14 protein-coding genes are annotated in these 21083 nt (G+C 73.1%); 10 read left to right on the top strand and 4 right to left on the bottom strand.

What is annotated here, in order from left to right; genetic code table 11:
* Positions 1-5: 5 nt before the first annotated feature.
* Positions 6-2252, bottom strand: a complete 2247-nt coding sequence (locus tag WMF24_RS00245; protein WP_437734314.1) for a type VI secretion system Vgr family protein — start codon at positions 2250-2252, stop codon at positions 6-8.
* Positions 2253-2708: 456 nt separating this feature from the next.
* Here WMF24_RS00245 and WMF24_RS00240 point away from each other — a divergent pair, with 456 nt between their 5' ends.
* The 8 genes from WMF24_RS00240 to WMF24_RS00205 all read left to right on the top strand — a co-directional run bounded on the left by WMF24_RS00240 (position 2709) and on the right by WMF24_RS00205 (position 13483).
* A complete protein-coding gene (locus WMF24_RS00240) occupies positions 2709-4970 on the top strand; it encodes a DUF2169 family type VI secretion system accessory protein (protein ID WP_437734313.1) in 2262 nt (753 codons plus the stop codon).
* Between the two features lie 156 nt (positions 4971-5126).
* On the top strand, positions 5127-6107 hold the full coding sequence (locus tag WMF24_RS00235; protein ID WP_437734312.1) for an SDR family oxidoreductase: 981 nt from the start codon (positions 5127-5129) through the stop codon (positions 6105-6107).
* Positions 6108-6337: 230 nt separating this feature from the next.
* Positions 6338-7747: a serine/threonine-protein kinase gene (locus WMF24_RS00230; protein ID WP_437734311.1), complete on the top strand. Its 1410-nt coding sequence runs from the start codon at positions 6338-6340 to the stop codon at positions 7745-7747.
* Positions 7734-8777 (top strand): tetratricopeptide repeat protein, encoded by a 1044-nt coding sequence (locus WMF24_RS00225; protein WP_437734310.1) that lies wholly within the window; start codon positions 7734-7736, stop codon positions 8775-8777. Before WMF24_RS00230 ends, WMF24_RS00225 begins: the two co-directional genes overlap by 14 nt.
* Positions 8778-9063: 286 nt before the next feature.
* Entirely contained in the window at positions 9064-9849 is a 786-nt protein-coding gene (locus WMF24_RS00220) for an SRPBCC family protein (RefSeq protein WP_437734309.1), read from the top strand.
* A gap of 4 nt (positions 9850-9853) precedes the next feature.
* On the top strand, positions 9854-11050 hold the full coding sequence (locus WMF24_RS00215) for a zinc-dependent alcohol dehydrogenase (RefSeq protein WP_437734308.1): 1197 nt from the start codon (positions 9854-9856) through the stop codon (positions 11048-11050).
* A 205-nt stretch (positions 11051-11255) separates the two neighbouring features.
* The gene (locus WMF24_RS00210; protein WP_437734307.1) at positions 11256-11990 is read left to right on the top strand and encodes a hypothetical protein; all 735 of its coding nucleotides are present in this window, start codon (positions 11256-11258) and stop codon (positions 11988-11990) included.
* 164 nt (positions 11991-12154) lie between these two features.
* Positions 12155-13483, top strand: a complete 1329-nt coding sequence (locus WMF24_RS00205; protein ID WP_437734306.1) for an alkaline phosphatase PhoX — start codon at positions 12155-12157, stop codon at positions 13481-13483.
* Positions 13484-13502: 19 nt separating this feature from the next.
* On the opposite strand, the gene WMF24_RS00200 is transcribed toward WMF24_RS00205, so the two are convergent.
* Together WMF24_RS00200 and WMF24_RS00195 are read right to left on the bottom strand one after the other, a co-directional pair.
* Positions 13503-15938: a penicillin-binding protein 1A gene (locus WMF24_RS00200; protein WP_437734305.1), complete on the bottom strand. Its 2436-nt coding sequence runs from the start codon at positions 15936-15938 to the stop codon at positions 13503-13505.
* Positions 15939-16605: 667 nt separating this feature from the next.
* Complete coding sequence (locus WMF24_RS00195; RefSeq protein ID WP_437734304.1) at positions 16606-17820, bottom strand: serine/threonine protein kinase; 1215 nt, start codon at positions 17818-17820, stop codon at positions 16606-16608.
* Between the two features lie 87 nt (positions 17821-17907).
* Between WMF24_RS00195 and pgeF the strand changes: the two genes are divergently transcribed.
* Both pgeF and WMF24_RS00185 read left to right on the top strand, forming a co-directional pair.
* Positions 17908-18720 (top strand): peptidoglycan editing factor PgeF, encoded by an 813-nt coding sequence (gene pgeF, locus WMF24_RS00190; RefSeq protein WP_437734303.1) that lies wholly within the window; start codon positions 17908-17910, stop codon positions 18718-18720.
* A gap of 9 nt (positions 18721-18729) precedes the next feature.
* A complete protein-coding gene (locus WMF24_RS00185; RefSeq protein ID WP_437734302.1) occupies positions 18730-19992 on the top strand; it encodes a bifunctional nucleoside/nucleotide kinase/histidine phosphatase family protein in 1263 nt (420 codons plus the stop codon).
* A 91-nt stretch (positions 19993-20083) separates the two neighbouring features.
* On the opposite strand, the gene WMF24_RS00180 is transcribed toward WMF24_RS00185, so the two are convergent.
* Positions 20084-21082, bottom strand: a complete 999-nt coding sequence (locus WMF24_RS00180) for a hypothetical protein (RefSeq protein ID WP_437734301.1) — start codon at positions 21080-21082, stop codon at positions 20084-20086.
* Position 21083: the final 1 nt, after the last annotated feature.

The following is a 21083-nucleotide window of genomic DNA, read 5'->3' as shown; positions in this document are numbered from 1 at the left end:
TCTGATCAGTTGAGGTCGATGTACTCGCCGTCGATGTCCACCACCCCCGACGCCGCGATCAGGACATGATCCCCGTTGACCTCCACCGCCGCGGCCTCCACGCTCGCGCGCTGGCCCGCCTTGACCTCGACGACGGCGCCCGCCGTGGTCGTGATCGTCACCCCCGCCGCGTTCGTGATCGTCACGCCCGCCGACGTCTGGATCGTCGAGCCCGCGCTGATCTTGATGTTCGCGCCCGCGCTCATGCTGATGTTCTCGCCGGCGCTGATCGACACGCTCCCCTCGGCGGTCAGGCTCACGTCCGGCCCCTTCATCGTGAGCGTGGACCGCCCCGTCGTCTGCGTGATGAGCTGATCGATCATCAGCGTCCCGGTGGGCGGGATCTCCGGCGGCGGCTCGGCGGGTTGCTTGATCGTGACCGTGTGCCTCTTGCCCACGAGCGTCGAGTCCACGACGCCGATCGCCGCGGCCCGGTCGTTGCCGACCGTGGTCGTCTGGTTGTGACCGACCGCGATCGTCTGGTCGTTGCCCACGGTGATCGCCTCGTCGTGCCCGACCGTGATCGTCCGATCGACGCCCGTCGTCTCCGTCTCGTTGTTCTTGACGAGCTTGTTGAGATCTCTCTGCGCCTGGACGTTGACGAGCTCCTTCCCCGCCGCGTCCTCGAACATGATCTCGTTGTAACCGCCTGTCCCGCCCGTGGAGTTGCTCCTCCACCCGCTCTGCGTCTTGTTGTCCGGCAGCTTGTACGGCACCTTCTGCAGGTTCGTGTACACCCGTCCCACGATGACCGGCCGGTCCGGGTCCCCACTCAGGAAGTCCACCAGCACCTCCTGCCCGACCCGCGGCAAGGTCACCCCGCCGTACCCGGCGCCTCCCCACGACTGGCTCACGTGGATCCAGCACGAGCTGTTGTCGTCCATCTGGCTCTCGCGATCCCAGTGGAAATGCACCCGGACCCGCCCGAACTCGTCCGTGTGGATCTCCTCCCCGGGCGGCCCCACCACGGTCGCGCTCTCGACCCCGTTCACCCTGGGCTTCGGCGTCACGAGCTCCGGCCGGAAGGGGACGTCCGTCCCCCGCGCCTTGCAGCGATGCGACCACTCGCCGTGATGGCTCCCGCTCATCGACGACTCGACGACGAGCAGCGTCCGGCTCTCGGCGAGCGCCTCGTGCGGGTGCCCCGCGATGCTCACCACGCTCCCTGGCGCCAGGTCATGCGCGTTCGTCTCGAAGGTGCAGACCTTCGCGCTGCCGCGCTTCGCGTCGAGCCGCCGCTGCGCCAGGCTCGCCCCCTCCTTCTCGTCGGTGCGCGCCTTTCCCTTGTCGTCGGCGCTCGGCGTCGCGTCCCCCTGATCCGTGCCGAAGAGGAACGCGCCCGGCGTGTACTGGTAGCGCTCGAGCTTCTCCTCGATCCCCCGCCCGCCCGAGGCGCTGCCCATCAGCTTGTAGCCCGGCGGCCGGCGATAGTCGTGATCCCGCAGCGTGTATTTCCCCGGCCGCACGCGCTTGCCCATCCGGACGTCGGTCACGAACGAGATGCCGTGGCTGCGCACAAGGCTCGTGTCGTCGAGGAACATCAGCGGAGCCCCGCGCTTCGCGTTCGTGTGCGGCGCGTCCGACAGGACGAGCCTCGTCTCTTCCCCGATCTGCTCGAACGCGTACGTGATGCCAGCGTCCTCGAGCATCCGGCTCACGAAGGCGAAGTCCGACTCCGCGTATTGGACGCGGTATTTTCGTTTCTTGTAGGCGCCGCCGTCGATCCGCACCTCGGGCGCGATGCCCCACTCCTTGAGCACCTTGAGCGCGATGTCCGGCTCGGAGATGTGCTGGAACATGCGGTAGTTCTTCCGCTGGGTGAGGAGCCACATCGTCGGCACGAGGGTGAGCTGATACGTCGAGAGCCCGCCCGGCTCGACCCGCACCTGCTCGAGGTGGTTGCACAGGCCCGACCAGGACCTGTCGTGCGCGCCCGCGCGCAGCGTGAAGCGCGCCGGTTGGCCCACGACGGCGTCGAAGTCGATGCTCGGGTTGTCCGAGACCGCGACGAGGTTGACCTCGAACAGGGACGAGAGCCGCTGCTGCACGGAGAAATTACGCACGTCGAGCGCGTCGCCCGAGGCGACCTCGATCTCGAGGTTCTTGCCGCCAAGGCGGCTCGCGGCGGCGCCGGCCGCCTTGCCGAGGTCCTTGACCGACACACCAGCGGTCGCCTGCGAGGGGTCCTCATCATGGGTCTTCACGTACGTCATCCTCGCGCCCTCCTGCGCTCCGGTCCAGTCCGTCTGCTCACGAGCCTCCAACGCTCCTGCGGAACCAGGCAAGTCGAATCATGTGGCTGTGAGTGCGCCGAGGAGCGTCTCACGAGATCTGGTTTCCTGTCCAGGACCTGCCGTCCAGGTGGGCCGCGCGCGATCGCCGTATGTGCTCGTCCGGAGCACAGTGGCCTCTCCACGCGCGGCGATGCCAGGGTATGCGTGCTGGCGCCGCGCCGTCGATGATCCCGACGATTGCGACGCGAGCGCACTCTATCGCTGATCCTGCAAAATTGCACCTCAGGCGCACGGAGCAGCGAAGCTTCCACGTCGGTAGATCGCCGCACGATGCCGCATCCGTCGCATTCCTGCCATGCGGGGACGCGCGCGGCGAACGTGGTGTAGATTTTCAAGTCTTAACGTTGCACTTCGTTCCTCGTACGCTCGCGTCCGATGGATGTGGTGTCGCTGTGCCCGTTGCCGGCGTCGGGGTTCGTCTGGCAGTCGCAGGACGGGAGAGCTGCGCAGACCGTCGTTGTGAAGGCGACGTTCGCGCTCGTGCCTGGAACATCGTGTCTCGCGGCGGAGCAGCTGGCGCCGAACGAGGAGGACAGGCACTGGGACGACGATGCGTCGCGCAGCGTCGTCGCGCCGAGCGACAGGGCGCCGTACAAGCCGCGCGCCGACGTGATGCTCGTCGGGCATGCGTACGCTCCGGGCAAGCGTCCGGTGCGATCGGCGATGGTGCGGGTGGTGGTCGGGGACATCGATAAATCCATCGAGGTGTGGTGCGACCGCGTCTTCCGGGCGCGAGACGGCCAGCTCCTCGAGGGACAGGGCTTCACGAAGATGCCGCTCTGCTGGGAGCGCGCCGCCGGCGGACCCGACACCAGCAACCCGGTCGGCGTGCGGTTCGATGCTCCCCCGGACATCTATGGCAGGGTCGCGGTCCCGAACCTCCAGCCGCCCGGGACCCACGTGGTAAGGCCGTCGGATACCTTCGCTCCGGTGTGCTTCGCTCCGATCGGGCGAAGCTGGCCAGCGCGAACATCGTGGCTCGGGCATCTGGCCGGGAAGTTCCCGCAGCCTGGATGGGAAGCGCGGCCGCTGCCGGAGGGGCTCGACCCTGTGTACTTCCAGGCGGCGCCCCTGGACCAGCAGGTGGAGCAGATCCGACCCAACGAGCACATCGTCCTCGAGAACCTGAACCCCGAGCACGCCCGCCTGGTGACGAACCTGCCGGGCGTTCGGCCGAGGGCGGTCGTGCACCGGGCCACGGGGGAGCACGAGGAGGTGGCGCTCGTCGCGGACACCCTGTGGATCGACACCGATCGTGGGCTATGCGCGGTGGTCTGGCGGGGAAGGATCGGGCTCAGGCACCCGAATGAGGCGGGGCGGATCGCGGTGACGATCGAGGGTGACGCCGGTGGCCGGGCTTCCGTCGACGAGGTGAAGCCGCTCCCGCCAGAGACACGGGACGAGGCGGAGAAGCGCGGCGTGGAAGAGGACGCGGAGGGAACGCTCCAGCTCGGGGATCAGGTCAGCGCGGCGGTGACGCCGGTGATGCCGTTCCAGGGCGGGGGCGAGCCGCGGCAAGCGCCCGCGCCGGCGATGTCGAGGCCACGGGACGCGGCATTGCCGTTCGGGCCGGGCGGTCATCCGCCGCGCACGGTGGATCCGGCGCCGCCGTCTGCGCCGCTCGCCGTGACGCCGCCGCCCCCGCCGCTCGTGGTGCTGCCGCCGGCGGCGGAGGCCGTCGCCCGGCCTGCGACAACGGGCCCGTGGAGCCGTCTGGAGGCGGGTGGGAGGCCTTCCATCGGTCAGTCCGCGGTCGAGGCCATGGGGGGCTCGATCGTCGTTCCGAGCAGCCCCCCGTCGCCGCCGGTGGAGCCGATCCCTGCAGCGGCCGCGCCCGTCGTCGCGCCGAGACGCAGCGGGCGCGAGATCGTCGATCTGCTCTGGTTCAGCCCTGCGGCGATGCCGCGAATCCGGAAGCACCCGGCGTGGAAGGGGATCCTCGCGAACGTGAAGCCGCGGCCCGACGACGAGGAGCTCGACGACGACATGCCGCCGGGCAAGCGGCCGTCGGCGAAGGATCGCCGGGACGTGCTGGCGATCCTCGCGCGCGGGCAGGCGATGCGGGTGGAGGACCTGGAGCAGGCGATGACGGATGCCGTGGGCGAGGACGGGGCGTTCGTACCGCCGCTCGTGCTGGTCGCCGGGGAGCTGGAGTTCCCGTTCGATGAGCTGGAGACGTTGAAGGCGCTGGTGGCCGCGGCGAGCCCGCTCACGATGGCGGACAAGAAGCTGAAGGAAGCCGTGGAGGCGATCCACGAGGTCTTCAAGATGCCGTGGGTGCAGGGGGCGACGGGCGTGGTGGAGGGGATGACGGCGCAGCTACGCGAGGCGCTGGGTCAGAATCGGGTGGTATCGCCGAGGACGATCGAGGCGCACGCGGAGAGGGCGTTGCTCGAGCACAGGCATTTCCAGAAGAAGCTGGTGATGGGGCAGATGAGATTGCGGGCGCTGCTCTCTTCCCCGGGGGGTCACGCGAAGGTGCCGGTGTACTGGCCCGAGGCCGTGGGGAAGGAATTGCCCGGCTTCCAGAGAATGCAAGTGAGGGTGATCGCCGCGCTTGGAATGCGCACCGAGCACCAGGAGAGCGCTGGCTGCGCTCTGCGCGCTTGCGCGCTCGCAAGACGAGGACTGGCTTGAGCTGATTGGATGAGAGATCCGGCGCGGCGAGCGTCACCCGCGCGGCGTGTGGAGCGGCGCGCCGGCCCCGGATTCCCTGGACGCGCCTCGGGCCAGCGTGGCCCGCGGCTTGCTCCCCTCCCTGTGCGGGACAGACCGCGCGGGAGGGGGCCAGTCATGAGGAAGTGCGTTCGCGACGCGGTGGTCGTCATCACCGGGGCGTCGTCGGGTATCGGCAGGGGAGCGGCGATCGCGTTCGCGCGCCGCGGCGCGCGGGTGGTCGTCGCCGCGCGGAACGCGTCGGCCCTCGAGGAGGTCGCCGCCGAGTGCGCGAGCGTCGGCGCGCGGGCGCTCGTCGTGCCCACGGACGTGCGGGACGAGCGCGCCGTCAGGGACCTCGCCCGCGCCGCGTGCGAGGCGTTCGGCAGGATCGACGTCTGGGTGAACAACGCCGCCGTGTTCCTCTACGCGCGCGCGGACGAGGCGCCCTACGAGACCTACCGCCAGGTCATCGAGACGAACCTCCTCGGCTACGTGCACGGCGCGCGCGCGGCGCTCCCGTATTTCCGCAGGCAGGGCGCCGGGGTGCTCATCAACAACGTCTCCGCCCTCGGCAAGTTCGGCGGGCCGACGATGAGCGCCTACGTGAGCGCCAAGTTCGGCGTCCTCGGCCTCGCCTCCTGCCTCCGACAGGAGCTGTCCGGCACCCCGGACATCCACGTTTGCACGCTCCTCCCGTCGGCGGTCGACACCCCGATCTACCAGCACGCCGGCAATTACACGGGCCGGGCCGTCCAGCCGATCTCCCCGGTGCTCCGCCCCGAGCAGGTCGTGGAGGCGATGGTCTCGCTCGCCGAGCGGCCGAGGCGCGAGGTCCACGTCGGCGCCGCCGGGCGCTTCACCAGCGCGGCGCTCGCCCTGTTCCCGGGCCTCACCGAGCCGGTGATCGCCGCGTACGTGACGAGGTCGACCTTCCTCGACCGCGCGGCGCCGCACACCGACGGCAACATCTTCGAGCCCATGAAACACTGGACCTCGATCAGCGGCGGATGGCGCTCGACCTCGGGGATCGCCGCGCTCCTCGACGCCGCCCGCGCGGCCGCCCGGCTCGCGCTCGCGGTCCCGTCCGCGCTGGTCGAGCGCGTCAGGCCACGATGACATCGCCGCGCTGGCACCTTCCGGACGCGATCCCCCAGCCGTCCTGACGCCCCGCCCTCCCCGGCGTGTCTCCCAACCTCGGGGATCGTGTGACGCGTTCTCCACGGTCGACCGGGATGCTGCGCCCACCGCCGCGGCGCCGGCGGAGCTTTTGGCCGACGCCGCGGAGTGAAGCGGCCGGCGCGCATTCCTGGCGTATCCGGGCGCGTGTTCCGGCTATCCTTCGGCGTGTGAGCGCCGCCTCTTCCCGCATGCCGACGACCGTCCGGGTCACCCCGAGCGCGGCAGCAGAAGGCCCGGCCAGCGCGGACGCGTCGGACATCTGGCAGCACGAGGCCGACGAGGTCGTCGACGGCAAGTACCGGCTCGTCCGGCCGCTCGGGCGCGGGGGCATGGCGGAGGTCTGGCTCGCCGTCCACGTCACGCTCAAGACCGAGCTCGCCATCAAGTTCCTCAGCCTCGCGCTCACCGGCGACGCGGAGCGTTGCCGCACCGTCCTGGAGCGGTTCCGCTTCGAGGCGCAGATCTCGGCCCGCCTCGGCGCGCGCACGCGGCACATCGTCGCCGTGCACGACGCCGGGATTCACGACGATGTGCCCTACCTGGTGATGGAGTACATCCGGGGCCGGACGCTGTTCGCCGAGCTGAACGAGAAGGGCCCGTTCGATCCGCAGCGCTTCGCCGACGTGCTCGACCAGATCGCGGACGCGCTCACGGTCGCGCACGACATGGGCATCGTCCACCGCGATCTCAAGCCGTCGAACGTGATGCTGCTCGACGAGCCCGGCGCGGCGCTCACGGTGAAGGTCGCCGATTTCGGCATCGCCAAGGCGCTGCACGGCAACCTCGGCCTCGACCGGCCCCGCGAGACGGACGCCGACGTCATGCTGGGGTCGCCGAACTACATGAGCCCGGAGCAGCTCGCCACGCCGCTCTCGGTCGACGCGCGGGCCGACATCTGGGCGCTCGGCGTGCTCGCCTACGAGGTGCTGACGGACTGGCCGCCCTTCCAGGGCAACACGATCGCCGAGCTCATCGTGGCGGTGAGCACGCGCGAATTCGAGCCCGTCACGAAGGTCCGCCGGTCGCTCCCCCAGGGGCTCGACGGCTGGTTCGCGCGCGCGCTCGCGAAGGAGCCGGCGCAGCGGTTCTCCACGATCCGCGAGATGGTCCAGGCCTACCGCGCCGCGCTCTCCGCGCCGCCGCCCGAGCCGCCCGCCGCGCAGGCCCCGCCGGCGCGCCGGCGCCCGACGGCGATGGCCGCGGTTGCGCTGGCCTGCCTTGCGACGCTCGTCGGCGCGAGCGCGCTCGCGTGGCGCCTGCTCGACCCGCCGCGCGCGGATCGGCCCGCGCGGCGCCTGGCCCCCGCCCTGCGCGGCGCGCTCCAGGAGGTCGCGCGGCGCCCGCCGCCGCCGCGACAACCACCGCCCGAGCCCGGCGCGGCGGAGGAGCCTGCCGCGGCGCCCGCGGAGGAGCCCGCTCGGCCCGCCCTGTCGGCCGCGCCCGCGCCGCCGCGCTCGGAGCCGCCGCGCCCCGGGGGTGACAGGGCAGCTCCCCGCGCGACGGCCGCGCCCTCGTCGCCGCCCCCGCCCCTTTCGCCCCGGCGCCGCAAGGAGATCGACAAGAGTGAGATCCTTTGAGCGACAGCTCCTCACGTTCCTCGGCGCCGCCCTGCTCGCGGCGGCGCCGGCGCCCGCGCTCGCCGCCGGGGCCGAGGAGGACGCAAAGACGCTGTTCGCGCGGGGCCGTGAGCTGCGGGGCGCCGGCGACTGCGAGCGGGCGATCATCGCCTTCCGGAGCGCGCTGGAGATCTACCCCGAGGGGCTCGGCGCCCTGCGGAACATCGCCGAGTGCGAGGAGGCGCTGGGCCTCTACGCCTCGGCCCGGCGCGACTGGTGGGATCTGCGGCGCGCCGCGCTCCAGTCCACCGAGGCCAAGTACGCGGGGTGGAGCGAGGACGCCGAGGCCCGCTACAGGGCGCTCGGCAGCAAGGTCGGGACGTTGACCCTCGAGGTGCAGGGCGCCGAGGGGAGGCAGGTCCGCGTGGCGCTGGACGGCAAGCCCCTCGATCCGAGGCTCCTCGGCGTGGAGCTCGAGCGCGATCTCGGCGCGCACACGGTCGAGCTGTTCTACGGCGGCGCCGCGCCGCTCACGGAGCGCGTCGAGCTCACGCCCGGCGCCCACCGGGTCGTCTCGCTCACCGTGCCCCCGCCAGTCCCGGCGCGCGACGCGCCCGCCGCCCCGATCGCCCCCGCGCCGCGATCCTCTTCAAGCGGCCTGCGCACGGGCGGCTACGTCGCGCTGGGCATCGGCGGCGCGGGCGCGGTCGCGGCCGCGGTGGCGCTGGCGGTGCGCGCCGGCGCGGTGTCCGCGGTCGAGGGCGGCTGCGCCCCGTCCGGCGACGGCTACGTGTGCCCGCCGTCGCTCCAGGGGGACTACGACACCGGCAGGACCGCCTCGACGCTCTTCGGCGTCTTCGCCGGCGTCGGTCTCGTCGGGATCGGCACCGGCGTCACGCTGCTCCTGATGAGCCCCTCCAGCCCGCCCGCGGCCCAGGGCGCGTCCGCCGCCCAGGGCGCGCCCGCGCCGCGCGGCGCGCTGCCGTCGGCCGAGCTCTCGCTCGCGCCGTGGCCCGGCGGCGTCGGCTCGCGCCTGCGCGTGAGGTTCTGACGCGCGGCGCGCGGGCGCGTGCGGCTTCGCCGGCGCGGCGCTCCGGGCGCCCTCGGGCGTGGGCTGCAGCCCCGCCGCGGGCGCGGGCCTTGCCTCGCCGTGCTGCGAACAGGGGCTGACGTCTGCGCGTGCACAGGGCGCCCTGCTCGAGCCGCGCCCCATGAGGTCGCGCGCCGCGCGGCGGCGTGAGGCAGCGCTCGCCGGCGGGGAAACGCTCGCCGGCGGGGAGGAGCTCGCCGGCCCGCGCAGGCGAGCTGACCCGTGTCCGGAGGGGAGGAGTGGTCCCATGACGATGCTCGAACCGATCTCCGACGCGCCGCCGCTGGCCGAGCGGGGTCCGGCCGGCGAGGCCAGACGACCGGCGCAGCGCTGGCTCTCCACGATCGGCGGCAGCGCCCTCGTGGCGTACGGGCTCGCGCGCCGCAGCGTGCCCGGCCTGCTGATCGCGCTGGCGGGCGGCGCGCTGATCCAGCGCGGCACCTCGGGCCGCGCTGCGCCGGCCCGCCTGCCCGGCGATCGCGCCGCGCCGCGCGCGCCGCTGCTCCGCGCCGGCCGCCTCTTCGGCGCGCTGGCGCCCGCCGCGACGCGCGTCTCGCGCTCGGTGACGATCGCAAGGCCCGCGGACGAGCTCTACAAATTCTGGCGTAATTTCGAGAACTTGCCGCGTTTCATGGAGCACCTCACGCGGGTGGAGCTCATCGACGGCAGGCGCTCCCTGTGGACGGCGCGGGCTCCCGGCGGCGGGTCGGTGTCCTGGAAGGCCGAGATCATCGACGACCGGGAGAACGAGCTCATCGCGTGGCGATCCCGCGAGCCGGCGGACATCCACAACGCGGGCTCGGTGCGGTTCGTCCCTGCGCCGGGCGGCCGCGGCACCGAGGTGCATGTGGCGATCGACGACGAGGCGCCGGCCGGCGCGCTCGGCCGCGCGGTCGCGAAGGTCCTCGGCGAGGAGCCCGATCAGCAGCTCCGGGACGACCTGCGCCATTTCAAGCAGCTCATGGAGGCGGGCGAGATCCCGACGATCGAGGGGCAGCCCAGCGGCCGCAGGTCGGCCGTGCTCGGAGGGTGAAGCCATGCGCGCGCTCTGCTGGAACGGGGTGAACGATGTCCGCGTCGAGACGGTGCCGGATCCGCGGATCCTCGCGCCGCACGACGCCATCGTCCGCGTCCGGATGTCGTCCGTGTGCGGCTCCGATCTGCACCTGATCGACGGGTACGTGCCCACGATGAAGAAGGGGGACATCCTCGGCCACGAGTTCATCGGCGAGGTCGTCGACGTCGGCCCCGACGTGAGCAAGCTGAAGAAGGGCGATCGCGTCGTCGTCTGCTCGATCGTCGGCTGCGGGCATTGCTACTACTGCGAGCACGGGCTCTGGTCGCTCTGCGACAACTCGAACCCTGGCCACGCGGCGCTCGACAAGGTCTACGGCGACACGACCGCGGCCATCTTCGGCTGCAGCCACGCCTTCGGCGGCGTCGCCGGCAGCCACGCCGAGTACGTCCGCGTCCCGTTCGCCGATCAGGGCGCCTTCAAGGTCCCCGACGGGGTCCCGGACGAGCGCGCGCTGTTCGTGTCCGACGCCTTGCCGACGGGCTACATGGGCGCGGACATGTGCGGGATCCGCCCCGGGGACGTGATCGCGGTCTGGGGCGCCGGCGGCGTGGGGTTGATGGCGATCCTCAGCGCCTACCTGCTCGGCGCGGAGCGGGTGATCGCCATCGACCGGATCCCCGAGCGCCTCCGGCTGGCCCGGGAGCGCGGCCGCGCGGAGGTGCTGCATTGCGACGAGGTCGACGTGCACGAGGCGCTCCGCGACATGACGGGGGGCCGCGGTCCGGACGCGTGCATCGACGCCGTCGGGATGGAGGCGCACGGGAGCGGCCTCGAGTACGCCTACGAGCGCGCCAGGCAAGCGGTGCGGATCGAGACGGACCGGCCGATCGCGCTGCGCCAGGCGATCACGGCGTGCCGCAAGGGCGGCACGGTGTCGATCGTCGGCGCGTACGGCGGCTTCGTCGACAAGTTCCCGCTCGGCGCGGCCATGAACAAGGGCCTCGTCTTCCGGATGGGGCAGCAGCACGGGCAGCGCTACATGCCGCGCCTCCTCGAGCACATCGAGCGCGGCGAGATCGATCCGTCGTTCCTCGCGACGCACCGGATGCGCCTCGAGGACGGGCCGCACGGATACAAGCTCTTCAAGAAGAAGCTGGACGGCTGCGTGCGCGTCGTCTTCACACCGGCCGCGTCGGCGCCCGCGGCGAGCGCCTGATCCGGCGCGTCGGCTCAGGACCAGCGCACGTCGCGGCGCCGCGCGGACGGGCTCATCGTGGCGCCATGCGCCCGGTGCGCTGGGACGGATCTCGCCGACGCGCGCCGCGTGCGCGCGCGCGGCGCTGAGCTTGTCTTTCCGCCCCGGGGCGCTACCCCTTCTCGACGCGATGCGACGTGGCGGCGCGCGGGATGCAGAGGTCGAGATGAGCTCACGACGAAACAAGATCCTTGGTTCGGTTGCGGGGAGCGGCGCGGTCGCCGTCCGCGGGGCGGCAGAGGCGCTGTTCTCGGCGGCGGGCAAGGGGCTCCTCGACGAGGGCGCGCGGGAGGGCCTGCGGCGCGCGATGGTCGAGAACACGACGGCGGTCGTCGACGCGTTCGCGCCGGGGCTCTCGCTGGGCCCGCAGACGACGGCGGCGGCGAAGATCATCGTGGATCAGGGCGGCAAACAGGCGGGCGCGCTCGTCGCGCGCGAGGCGGCGCGGCAGGCGGGCCAGGCGGCGCTCGCCGACGGCGCGTCGGCTGCAGCGGCCAGGGCGCTGGCGCGCGAGGCGATGAAGACCGCGGGCCGGGAGGTCCTGAAGGGCGCGGGCAAGGCGGCCGGGATCGGGTTCGTCATCGACGGCGCCTTCGGCGCGTACGAGGGGGTCACGGCCTTCCAGCGAGGCGAGATGACGAAGAAGGAAGCGCTCGCGCACGCGGCCCAGGAGGCCTCGACCGGCGCGGTGGCGACCGGCGCCGGCGTGCTGCTCGCGGCGGGGCTCGTCGCGGTGACGGGCGGCGCCGCGGCGCCCCTCGTCTTCGCCGTTGGCGCGGGCGGGGCGATCGGCGCGAAGCAGATCCTGCGCCGGCTCGTCGGCCGCGCGTCCTCGAAGGTCCTGGTTCGCCCTGCTGTCCGCGCTGTTCACGACGGAGCTCCCGACGAACAGGCCGGGTGAGCCAGCGCCGGCGGCGAGCGCTCCCGGCGGGCGCTCTCCCGGCTCGCCAGGTCGGCGCCGGCGGCTCCGGGTGCATCCCTGCTCCCACGCCCGCCTCGCGTCGGCCCCGCAGCGCACGAGGGCGATGGCTTTCGCCTGACCGCTCGCCGGCATACAGATCTCTCATGCAACAGCGCGTCCCGAGGCGATCGTTCCTGCGCGTCGGCGGGGCTGCGGTCGCGACGCTGGCCCTGCCGTTCTCCCTGGTCTTCTCGCGGAGGGTGCCGACGCGGGCGGCCGGCCGGTTCGGGCCCCTCGTGCCCGATCCCGCGGGCGTCCTCGATCTTCCCGCGGGCTTCACGTACCGGATCCTCGAGCGCGCCGGCGCCGACATGGACGACGGCTACCGGGTGCCCGGCCGGCCCGACGGGATGGGGTGCTTCCCTGGGCCCGACGGCACGGTCGTCCTGCTCAGGAACCACGAGAACGGTCCGGCAGACAGGGCGATCGGCCCGTACAAGGCCGGCCAGCGCGCGCCGGCGGAGGCGTACGACCCGGCGAGCATGGGCGGCGTCACGCGGCTCGTCGTCGACGCGACGACGTTCGAGCGCCGCTCGAGCAACCTCGTGCTCGCCGGCACGAACCGGAACTGCGCGGGCGGCCTGAGCCCCTGGGGCTGGCTCACCTGCGAGGAGAACGTCGACGCGCGCCACGGCTACGTCTTCGTGTGCCCGGCGACGGCGTCCCGGGTGGCGCCGCCGCAGCGCGTGACCGGCTATGGCCGCTTCTTCCACGAGGCGGCGGTCGTCGATCCCGCGACGAGCATCGCCTACCTGACCGAAGATCGCGCGGACGGCTGCTTCTACCGCTTCAAGCCCGCGGACCCCGCGGCCCCGTTCCAGGGCAAGCTCCAGGCGCTCGGCGTCGTCGGGGCGCGCGGCGTCGACACGTCGGACTGGGCCCGCGGAGACCGGCGCGAGATCGCGTGGGTGGACGTCGACGATCCCGACCCGCGGGACGACACGGTCCGCAAGCAGGCCCGGGCCAGGGGGGCCGCTGTCTTCCGGCGCGGCGAGGGCATCTGCCTCTCGCAGGGCGCCGTGTACTTCTGCGCGACGACCGGCGGCCCGGCCGGCGCAGGGCAGATCTTCCACGTCGTCCCCAGCGGGGACGGCGGCACGCTCGAGGTGCTCGCGCACGCGGCCGACCGGGACGCGCTGGACATGCCCGACAACATCACCGTGGCCCCCTGGGGCGAGCTCTTCCTCGTGGAGGACGGCCCGCTCGGCAACTTCGTCCGGGTCCTGACCGTGGACGGCCACGTCTTCGACTTCGCGCACAACGCGCGGAGCCTGAGCGAGCTCGCCGGCGTGTGCTTCTCGCCCGACGGCAGGGCGCTGTTCCTGAACATGCAGGAAGACGGCCTCACGCTGGCCGTGACGGGCCCGTTCCCCGGGACCGCCGCAGGCCCCGGCGGCCCGCCCGCGCCGGCGCCCGCGCCGGGCGCCGGCTAGCGCGTCGGCCCGGCGCCGCTCAGAACGGCGGCGGCGCCGGGTCGCCCGCCGGCAGCGGGCCTGGCTCGGGCGCGTGCTCCGACTCGGCCGGCGCCTGCGCCGCTCCCGGCGCCGCCGCTCCCGGCTGCGGCCCCTCGCCCGGCGCCGGCACGACGCCCTGCAGGTCTTCCGGAGCGCCGGCGTCCGCTGCCTCCGCGCCCGCGTCCGCCTCCGAGACCGGCGCCTCCTCGGCGGGCTCCGTGCCGGCGACGAACACCTCCTCGACCGCGTCCTCTTGCCCCTCGCGCGCGAGGAGCCCCGTCTGCGGATCGATCTTCACGCGCACGACGCCGCTCGGCACCGGGAAGTCGGCCGCCGGGCGCTTCGCGTGCGCCTGCTTCATGAAATCGACGAACGCCGGCAGCGCCGACGTGGCGCCCGCCTCGCCCTTGCCGAGCGGCGCCGCGTCATCGTAGCCGGTCCACACGGCGCACGCGATGTCGGTCGAGAAGCCGACGAACCACGTGTCCTTCGCGTCGTTCGTCGTCCCCGTCTTGCCGGCGATCGGCCGCCCGAGCGAGCGCGCCTGCTTCGCGGTCCCGCCCTGCACGACCGACGTCAGCAGGCTCGTGAGCACGTAGGCCTCGGCCTCGTCCATCACGCGGTGCGCCGGCGGGCGCGGCGGCAGCGGGATCTCCACGCCCCCGGGCCCGACGATCTTCGTGATCAGGACCGGCTGCTCGTGGACGCCGCCCGCGGCGATGCTCGCGTACGCGGCCGCCATCTCGCGCGGCGTGACCTCGTAGGCGCCGAGCGCGAGCGACAGATCCGCGCCGAGCTTCGACCGGATGCCGAGCGCGCCCGCGAAGGCGGCCACGTTCGAGGCGCCGAGGTGCGACAGCGCCGACACAGCGGCCACGTTCACGCTGTGCGCCAGCGCCTCGCGCAGCCGCGCGGGCGACTTCCCCTCGCTCTCGTCGTGGTTCTGCGGGTTGTACCCGGAGATCGCCGACGGGTTGGTCTCCAGGATCGTCGCCGGCGTCAGCGTGCGCGCGTGGATCCCGTACCCGTACACGAACGCCTTGAACGTCGACCCCGGCTGTCGCCGCGCGAACGTCGCCCGATCGAGCCCGCCGCGCACCGCCTCGTAGCCGCCGACGAGCGCGACGATCTCGCGCGTCCGCACGTCGATCGCGACGAGCGCTCCCTCGGGCCCGAGCTCGAGCCGCAGCGGCACCGGCGCCGCCGGCTTCGCCGCGCTGATCGTGTGCGCGGCGCGCTTCGCGTCCCCGGCGGCGGCGTCGTCGTCGTCCTCTGCCGGCGCGGCCGCCGCGGCGACCGGCTCCGGCGCCGGGCCGATCAGGCTGACGCGCACCACCTTGTTGATCTCGGCGAACTTGCTCGGCGCGAGCCCGTTCGGGTTGTACCGCTGCGCGCCGCGGAGCGAGACCGTGCCCTCGAGCGTCCCCACCCGCACCGACAGCGTCCCGCGCGCGTCGTCGGCGCCGGTGACGATGCCCCGGAACACCTTGTGCCCGGAGGGCGTCCCCTCGAACGGCGCCGGCTCCTTCTTGGCGCGCGCGAGCGGCCCGAACAGCTTGTGCCGCTTCGCGTACGCGTCGAGGTTCTTGCGGACCGCGGCGCGCGCCGCCGCCTGCATCGCCGGGTCGATCGTGGTCGTGATCGTGTAGCCGCCCTGCTGCGCTGCGGGCCCCACGACCTCGCGCAGCACGCGCTGCGCCTCGGAGACCACCTCGGGCGCGAGCTCCGCGAGCGACTCGGTCTCGATCGCGAGCACCACCGGCTCGCGCTTCGCCTGCTCGACCAGCACCTCGTCCGCGAAGCCCTTGCGCTGCATCTGATCGAGCACGAAGTCGCGACGCCCCACGGCGCGCTCGAGGTTCGCGCGGGGCGAGTACACGGACGGCCCCTTCACGACGGCGACGAGCAGCGCGGCCTCGGCGAGCGTCACGTCGCGCACGCTCTTGCCGAAGTAGTAGCGGCTCGCCTCCTCGACCCCGTAGCGGCCGTGGCCGAAGTAGATCTTGTTGAGGTAGAGCTCCAGGATCTCGTCCTTCGTGAGCTCCTGCTCGATCCTGCGGGCCAGGATGATCTCGCGCGCCTTGCGGCCGTACGTCCGGTCCGGCGTGAGCAGGACGTTCTTGATGACCTGCTGGGTGATCGTGCTCGCGCCCTGCCTTGTCTGGGTCGAGCGGAGGTTCACCGCGAGGGCGCGGAGCATGCCGAGGTAGTTCAGCCCTGCGTGCTCGTAGAAGCCCGCGTCCTCGGCGGCGAGCGCGGCGAGCTTCACCTGGTTCGGGATCTCGCCGATGCGCACCACGGTGCGCCGCTCGGTGAAGAGCTCGCCGAGGCGCGTCCCGTCGCGCGCGAGGATGCGCGTCACCTGCGGGGGCCGGTAGTCCTTCAGCTCGCGGGTCGAGGGCAGGTCCGCCTCGTAGTGCCGGACGACGAGCACGACCGCGGTGGCCGCGAGCGCGAGCAGCGCTGCGAGCGCGATCCCGATGCGCTTCGCCCAGATCGCGAGCCTGGCGTTCCTGTCCTGCGCGGCCGCCCCGTCCGGCGGGGGCGGCGCGCCCTCGAGGTGCGGCGCGCTCGTCGGCCGCGGCGCCGCGCTGCCCCGCTGCGGCGGCTCGCTCCCTCGCCCCGGCGGCCCGGATCTCCGCGGCTCCGACGCCCGCCATGCCGGCTCCGACGGATGCCGCGGCGGCTCCGACGCGCGCCGCGGCGGCTCCGAGCCACGCCACGCCGGTTCCGACGGCTGCCGCGCCGGTTCCGACGCTCGCCACGCCGGTTCCGACGGCTGCCACGCCGGTTCCGACGGCTGCCGCGGCGGCTCCGACGCTCGCCGCGGCGGCGCCGAGCCACGCCACGCCGGTTCCGACGGCTGCCGCGGCGGTTCCGAGCCGCGCCGCGGCGGTTCCGAGCCGCGCCGCGGCGGCTCGGCCTTCCCGATCGGATCGTTCCCGTTTCCCCCAGGGTTCCCTGATTGGTCCGAGGCCATGACGCCGTCCCCGTGAACGCTGGCGCAGGCGATGCGCATCCAGAGCGCCCGGCGCGCCGGAGCGGCGACGCTAGCACGCCCGCGGGGGCTCGCCTCGATCCTGGGGCGCTGTCGACGAGGATCAGCCCTGGAACAGCCGCATGGCCACGATCGTGATCAGGATGCCGGCGATCAGGCACCCCGCCGCGATCCCGACGAGCAGCAGCGGCTTCGTCTCTGCCCTGGCCGGCGTATCGGCCTTCGTCGGCGTCTTGGCCAGGGGCGCCGGCGCGGGCGCCGGTCTGGCGGCCGGCGCGGGCGGCTGCTGCATCATCTGCACCGTCTTCGCCGGCGACTTGAACGCGGGCGCGGGCGCGGACCCTTTGCTCGCCTGGAGCGCGGCGGCGTGCTGCTTCGACGCCTGCTCGAGCGCCGCGTTCGCTTTCTTCGGCATCATCGCCGTGTAGCCCTTGCCCGCGCCGCCTGCGAACGGCTTGAGCGCGTCCGCGAACTCCGCGGCCGACTCGAACCGGTCCTCGGGCCGCTTCTCGAGCGCCTTGGCGAGCACGACCCCGAGCCCCGGCGGGAACTGCTTGCCGGGCACGCGCTCGTCGAGCGGGATCGGGTTCTTCGTCACGTGGTGCTGGATGTACTCCATCGGCGTGCGCGCCTCGAACGGCAGCTTGCCCGTGAGCACCTCGTACAGGATGGTCGCCAGCGAGTAGATGTCGCTGCGCGCGTCGAGCACCTTCCCTTGCGCCTGCTCGGGCGACATGAACTCCGGCGTCCCGAAGACCATGCCCTCCTGCGTGAGCATCACCGACCCCGGCCTGAGCTCGCGCTCCGTCACCTTCGCGAGCCCGAAGTCGAGCACCTTCGGGTAGTCCTTCAGCCCGCCGTTGGTCGACAGGAAGATGTTCTCGGGCTTCAGATCGCGGTGCACGATCCCCTGGATGTGCGCCTCCTGCAGGGCGCCGCAGACCTGGATGAGGATCGGGATCGCGCGCTCGACGGGCAGCGGCCCTTCCTTGCGGACCACCTGGTTCAGGTTCTTGCCCTCCAGGTACTCCATGACGATGTACAGCGAGCCGTCCTCGAGCTCGCCGTAGAGCAGCACCTTCACGGTGTTCGGGTGCGTGAGATGGCTCATCGCCCGCGCCTCGCGGCGGAAGCGAGAGACAAGGTCTTTTCGGTTCGCGAGCTTGGGGTGGAGGATCTTCACCGCCACCATCCGGTTCATCGCCGGTTGTGCGGCCTTGTAGACCGACCCCATGCCGCCGGAGCCGATCTTCTGAAGAATCTGGAACTGCCCCCCGAGCAGATCGCGACCGATGTTCGGGTCCGGACCGGCGGCCATGCGTGGAGCCGGAAAATACCACGCAACCCACCCGTATCGTCTATGACCGAAGCAGCGGACCCCTCCGATCGCGCCGTGACAGGACAAATGACCGCAAAACTGGACGCCCGCGGGCCGGCCGAGGCGCTCGAGAGCCCGCTCCTCGGCGCCGCCGGCTTCTCGCACGCCTTCTTCACCCGGCGCGGCGGCGTGAGCGCCCCCCCGTGGGACACCCTGAGCTTCGCCGTCGCCCTCGGCGACGACCCCGCCGCCGTGCGCGAGAACCTGGAGCGCGCCGCGCGCCGCCTCGGGATTTCCGCCGCGCGGCTCTACTACCTCAGCCAGGTCCACGGCGTCGCCGCGCGGGTGCTCGCCGGCGGCGAGGATCGCGACGACGTCGTCCGCGAGGTCGGCGACATCACGCTCTCGCGCGTCGCCGGGGTCGGCTGCGGCGTCCGCAGCGCCGACTGCGCGCCGATCCTCCTCGCCGACCGCCGGAGCGGCGCCGTCGCCGCGGTCCACAGCGGCTGGCGCGGCACCGTCCTCCGCGTCGTCGTCGAGGCGGTCCGCGCGCTGCGATCGCTCGCCGGCTCCGACGCGGATCTCGTCGCCGCGATCGGCCCGCACATCGAGGCGTGCTGCTTCGAGGTCGGCGACGACGTCGCCGCCGAGCTCGCCGCCTGCTCTCCGGCCGGCGGCTCGGCGGTCGTCCGCGGCGCACCCGGCGCGCGCCCGCACGTCGACGTCCGCAGCATCCTCAAGGCCCAGCTCGCCGAGGTCGGGCTCGACGCGGCGCGCGTCGATGACGTCCGGGGGTGCACCGCCTGCGACCCCGCCCGCTTCTTCTCCTACCGGCGCGACGGACAGCGCAGCGGCCGGCTGCTCTCCGCGATCGTCGCCGGCCGCAGCGTCATCGGCTAGAACCTCCTCATGGTCTCGCTCGCGCGCGACTCGTCGCCGATCGTCCTCGCCATGGTGGGCCTGCCCGCTCGGGGCAAGACATCCATCGCCCGCAAGATCGCGCGGTACCTCTCGTGGCTCGGCCACCCCACGCGGCTCTTCAACGTCGGCAACTACCGCCGCGCGCACCTCGGCACCGCGCAGCCGCACCAGTTCTTCGACCCGGACAACAACGCGGGCCGCCAGGCGCTGCTCGGCATGGCGATGACGGCGCTCGACGACCTCATCGGCTGGCTCAGCTCCGGCGGCGAGGTGGCGATCTACGACGCCACGAACAGCACCCGCGCGCGCCGGAACCTCGTCACCGAGCGCTGCCAGGCGCACGGCTTCCCGGTCGTCTTCATCGAGTCGATCTGCAACGACGAGTCGATCATCGAGACCAACGTCCGCGAGACGAAGCTCCGCTCCCCGGACTACCAGGGCGTCGATCCGGAGGCGGCGCTGCGCGATTTCCGCGCGCGCATCGCCCACTACGCCCGCGCGTACGAGCCGCTCGGCGAGCCCGAGAAGAGCTACATCAAGATCATCGACGTCGGCCGTCAGGTCGTGCTGAACCGCATCCACGGCTACCTGCCGGCGCGGCTCGTCCCGCTCCTGATGAACATGCACCTCACGCCGCACCCGATCTGGCTCACCCGCCACGGCGAGAGCGTGTTCAACGAGAAGGGCCTGCTCGGCGGCGACTCGGATCTCAGCGCGCGCGGCGAGGAGTACGCGAAGAACCTCTCCGTCTTCATCCGCGAGCGGGCCGGCGACGAGCACGTCAACGTCTGGACGAGCACCCTGCGCCGCACCATCCAGACCGCGCGCCCGATGACGCAGAACCACGTCGCCTGGCGCGCCCTCGACGAGATCGACGCGGGCGTCTGCGAGGGCATGACGTACGAGGAGATCAAGCAGCAGATGCCCGAGGTCTTCAACGCGCGCGCGGCCGACAAGTTCCGCTACCGCTACCCGCGCGGCGAGTCGTACGAGGACGTCATCCAGCGCCTCGACCCGCTGATCATCCAGCTCGAGCGCCAGCGCTCGCCCGTGCTCGTGATCGGCCACCAGGCGGTGCTGCGCGCGCTCTACGCCTACCTCGTCGATCGCCCCGCGCCCTCGTGCCCGACGCTGCCGATCCCGCTGCACACCGTCATCGAGCTGACCCCGACCGCGTACGCCTGCGAGGAGCGCCGCTTCCAGCTCGCGCCCGCGGTGCAGGGCGCCGACTCGAGCACCGCGCACCCCTGACGCGACGGCGCGACGGCGCGCGCCGCCTCGTCAGCACAGCGCTGCCGCGCGCCGCCTCGTCGGCACCGCGCTGCCGCGCGCCAGCGCGGGCTCAGCGCTCCCGGCTGATCAGCTTGCGGAGGAGCTCCAGCGGGTGGAACGGCAGCATCGCGGCCATCTCGCTGTCGGTGCCGGCGCGCTCGAGCACCGCCCGCACCGCGGGCGCCACGATGCCCACCGGATCGATCCGCTCCGCGATCGCGCGGAGGGCGCTGAGCGCCGCGCGCCCCGCGTCGATCCCGAGCGGGATGGCGAGGGCCGCGGGCACCGGCGCGAGGATCACGTCCCGCACCGCCACCGCCCGGGCCCAGGCGCCCGGGCTCGGGTCGACCTCGAGCTTCCGGATGGTCTCCGCCTCGGCGAAGCAGCCGAGCGACAGCTCCCCTGCCCGCTCCTCGATCGCGCGCGACAGGTGCCGGTAATCGCGGCGCCAGTCGCCCGCGAGCAGCCCCATGTCCTTGCGCACCTCGTCCGGCCCGAGGATCAGGTTGAGCCCCCGCGCGTCGCGGCGCATCGCGACGCTCGTCCACAGCTCCCCGCCCTCGAACAGGCCGATCACCATCGTCTTGCCGACCCCGACGAGCGACTCCTGCGTCCCCCGCACGATGCCCGCCGACGGGATCGGCACGCCGCGCAGCCGCGCCGGCCAGAGATCGATCCTGCCCGCGAGGAGCTCTTCCCGCGCGAGCTGCAGCAGGAGGAGCGTCTGCGCGAGGAGATCGTCGCCGCGCCGCGTCCGGGCGCCGAACCGCTCCACGATCGCCTCGAGGGCGCCCGCCTCGATCACGGCGGCCCAGCTCGCGTGGTGGCTCGCCGCGAGCTCCTCCGCGGAGCGCGGGAGGGCGCGCTGCGCGTCGTCGATCCGGAGCCGGCCGGCGTCCGTGTGCATGAGCTTCCTCAGCTTGCCGCCCGTGTGGACCGCGACGACGCCGCCGCGCGGCCGGTCGGCCTCGCGCTCCTCGCTGCCCGCGCGCCGGGGCCTGAACAACGACAGCACACGGACCCAGTCGGTCGCGGTGAACCCTTCGAAGCGGACGTCGGGCGACAGCACG

The sequence above is a fragment of the Sorangium sp. So ce1335 genome (assembly GCF_051521615.1).
Lineage (GTDB): Bacteria > Myxococcota_A > Polyangia > Polyangiales > Polyangiaceae > Sorangium.
The sequence above is the reverse complement of the archived record's forward strand: the minus strand, read 5'-3'. Positions and strand labels throughout refer to the sequence as shown.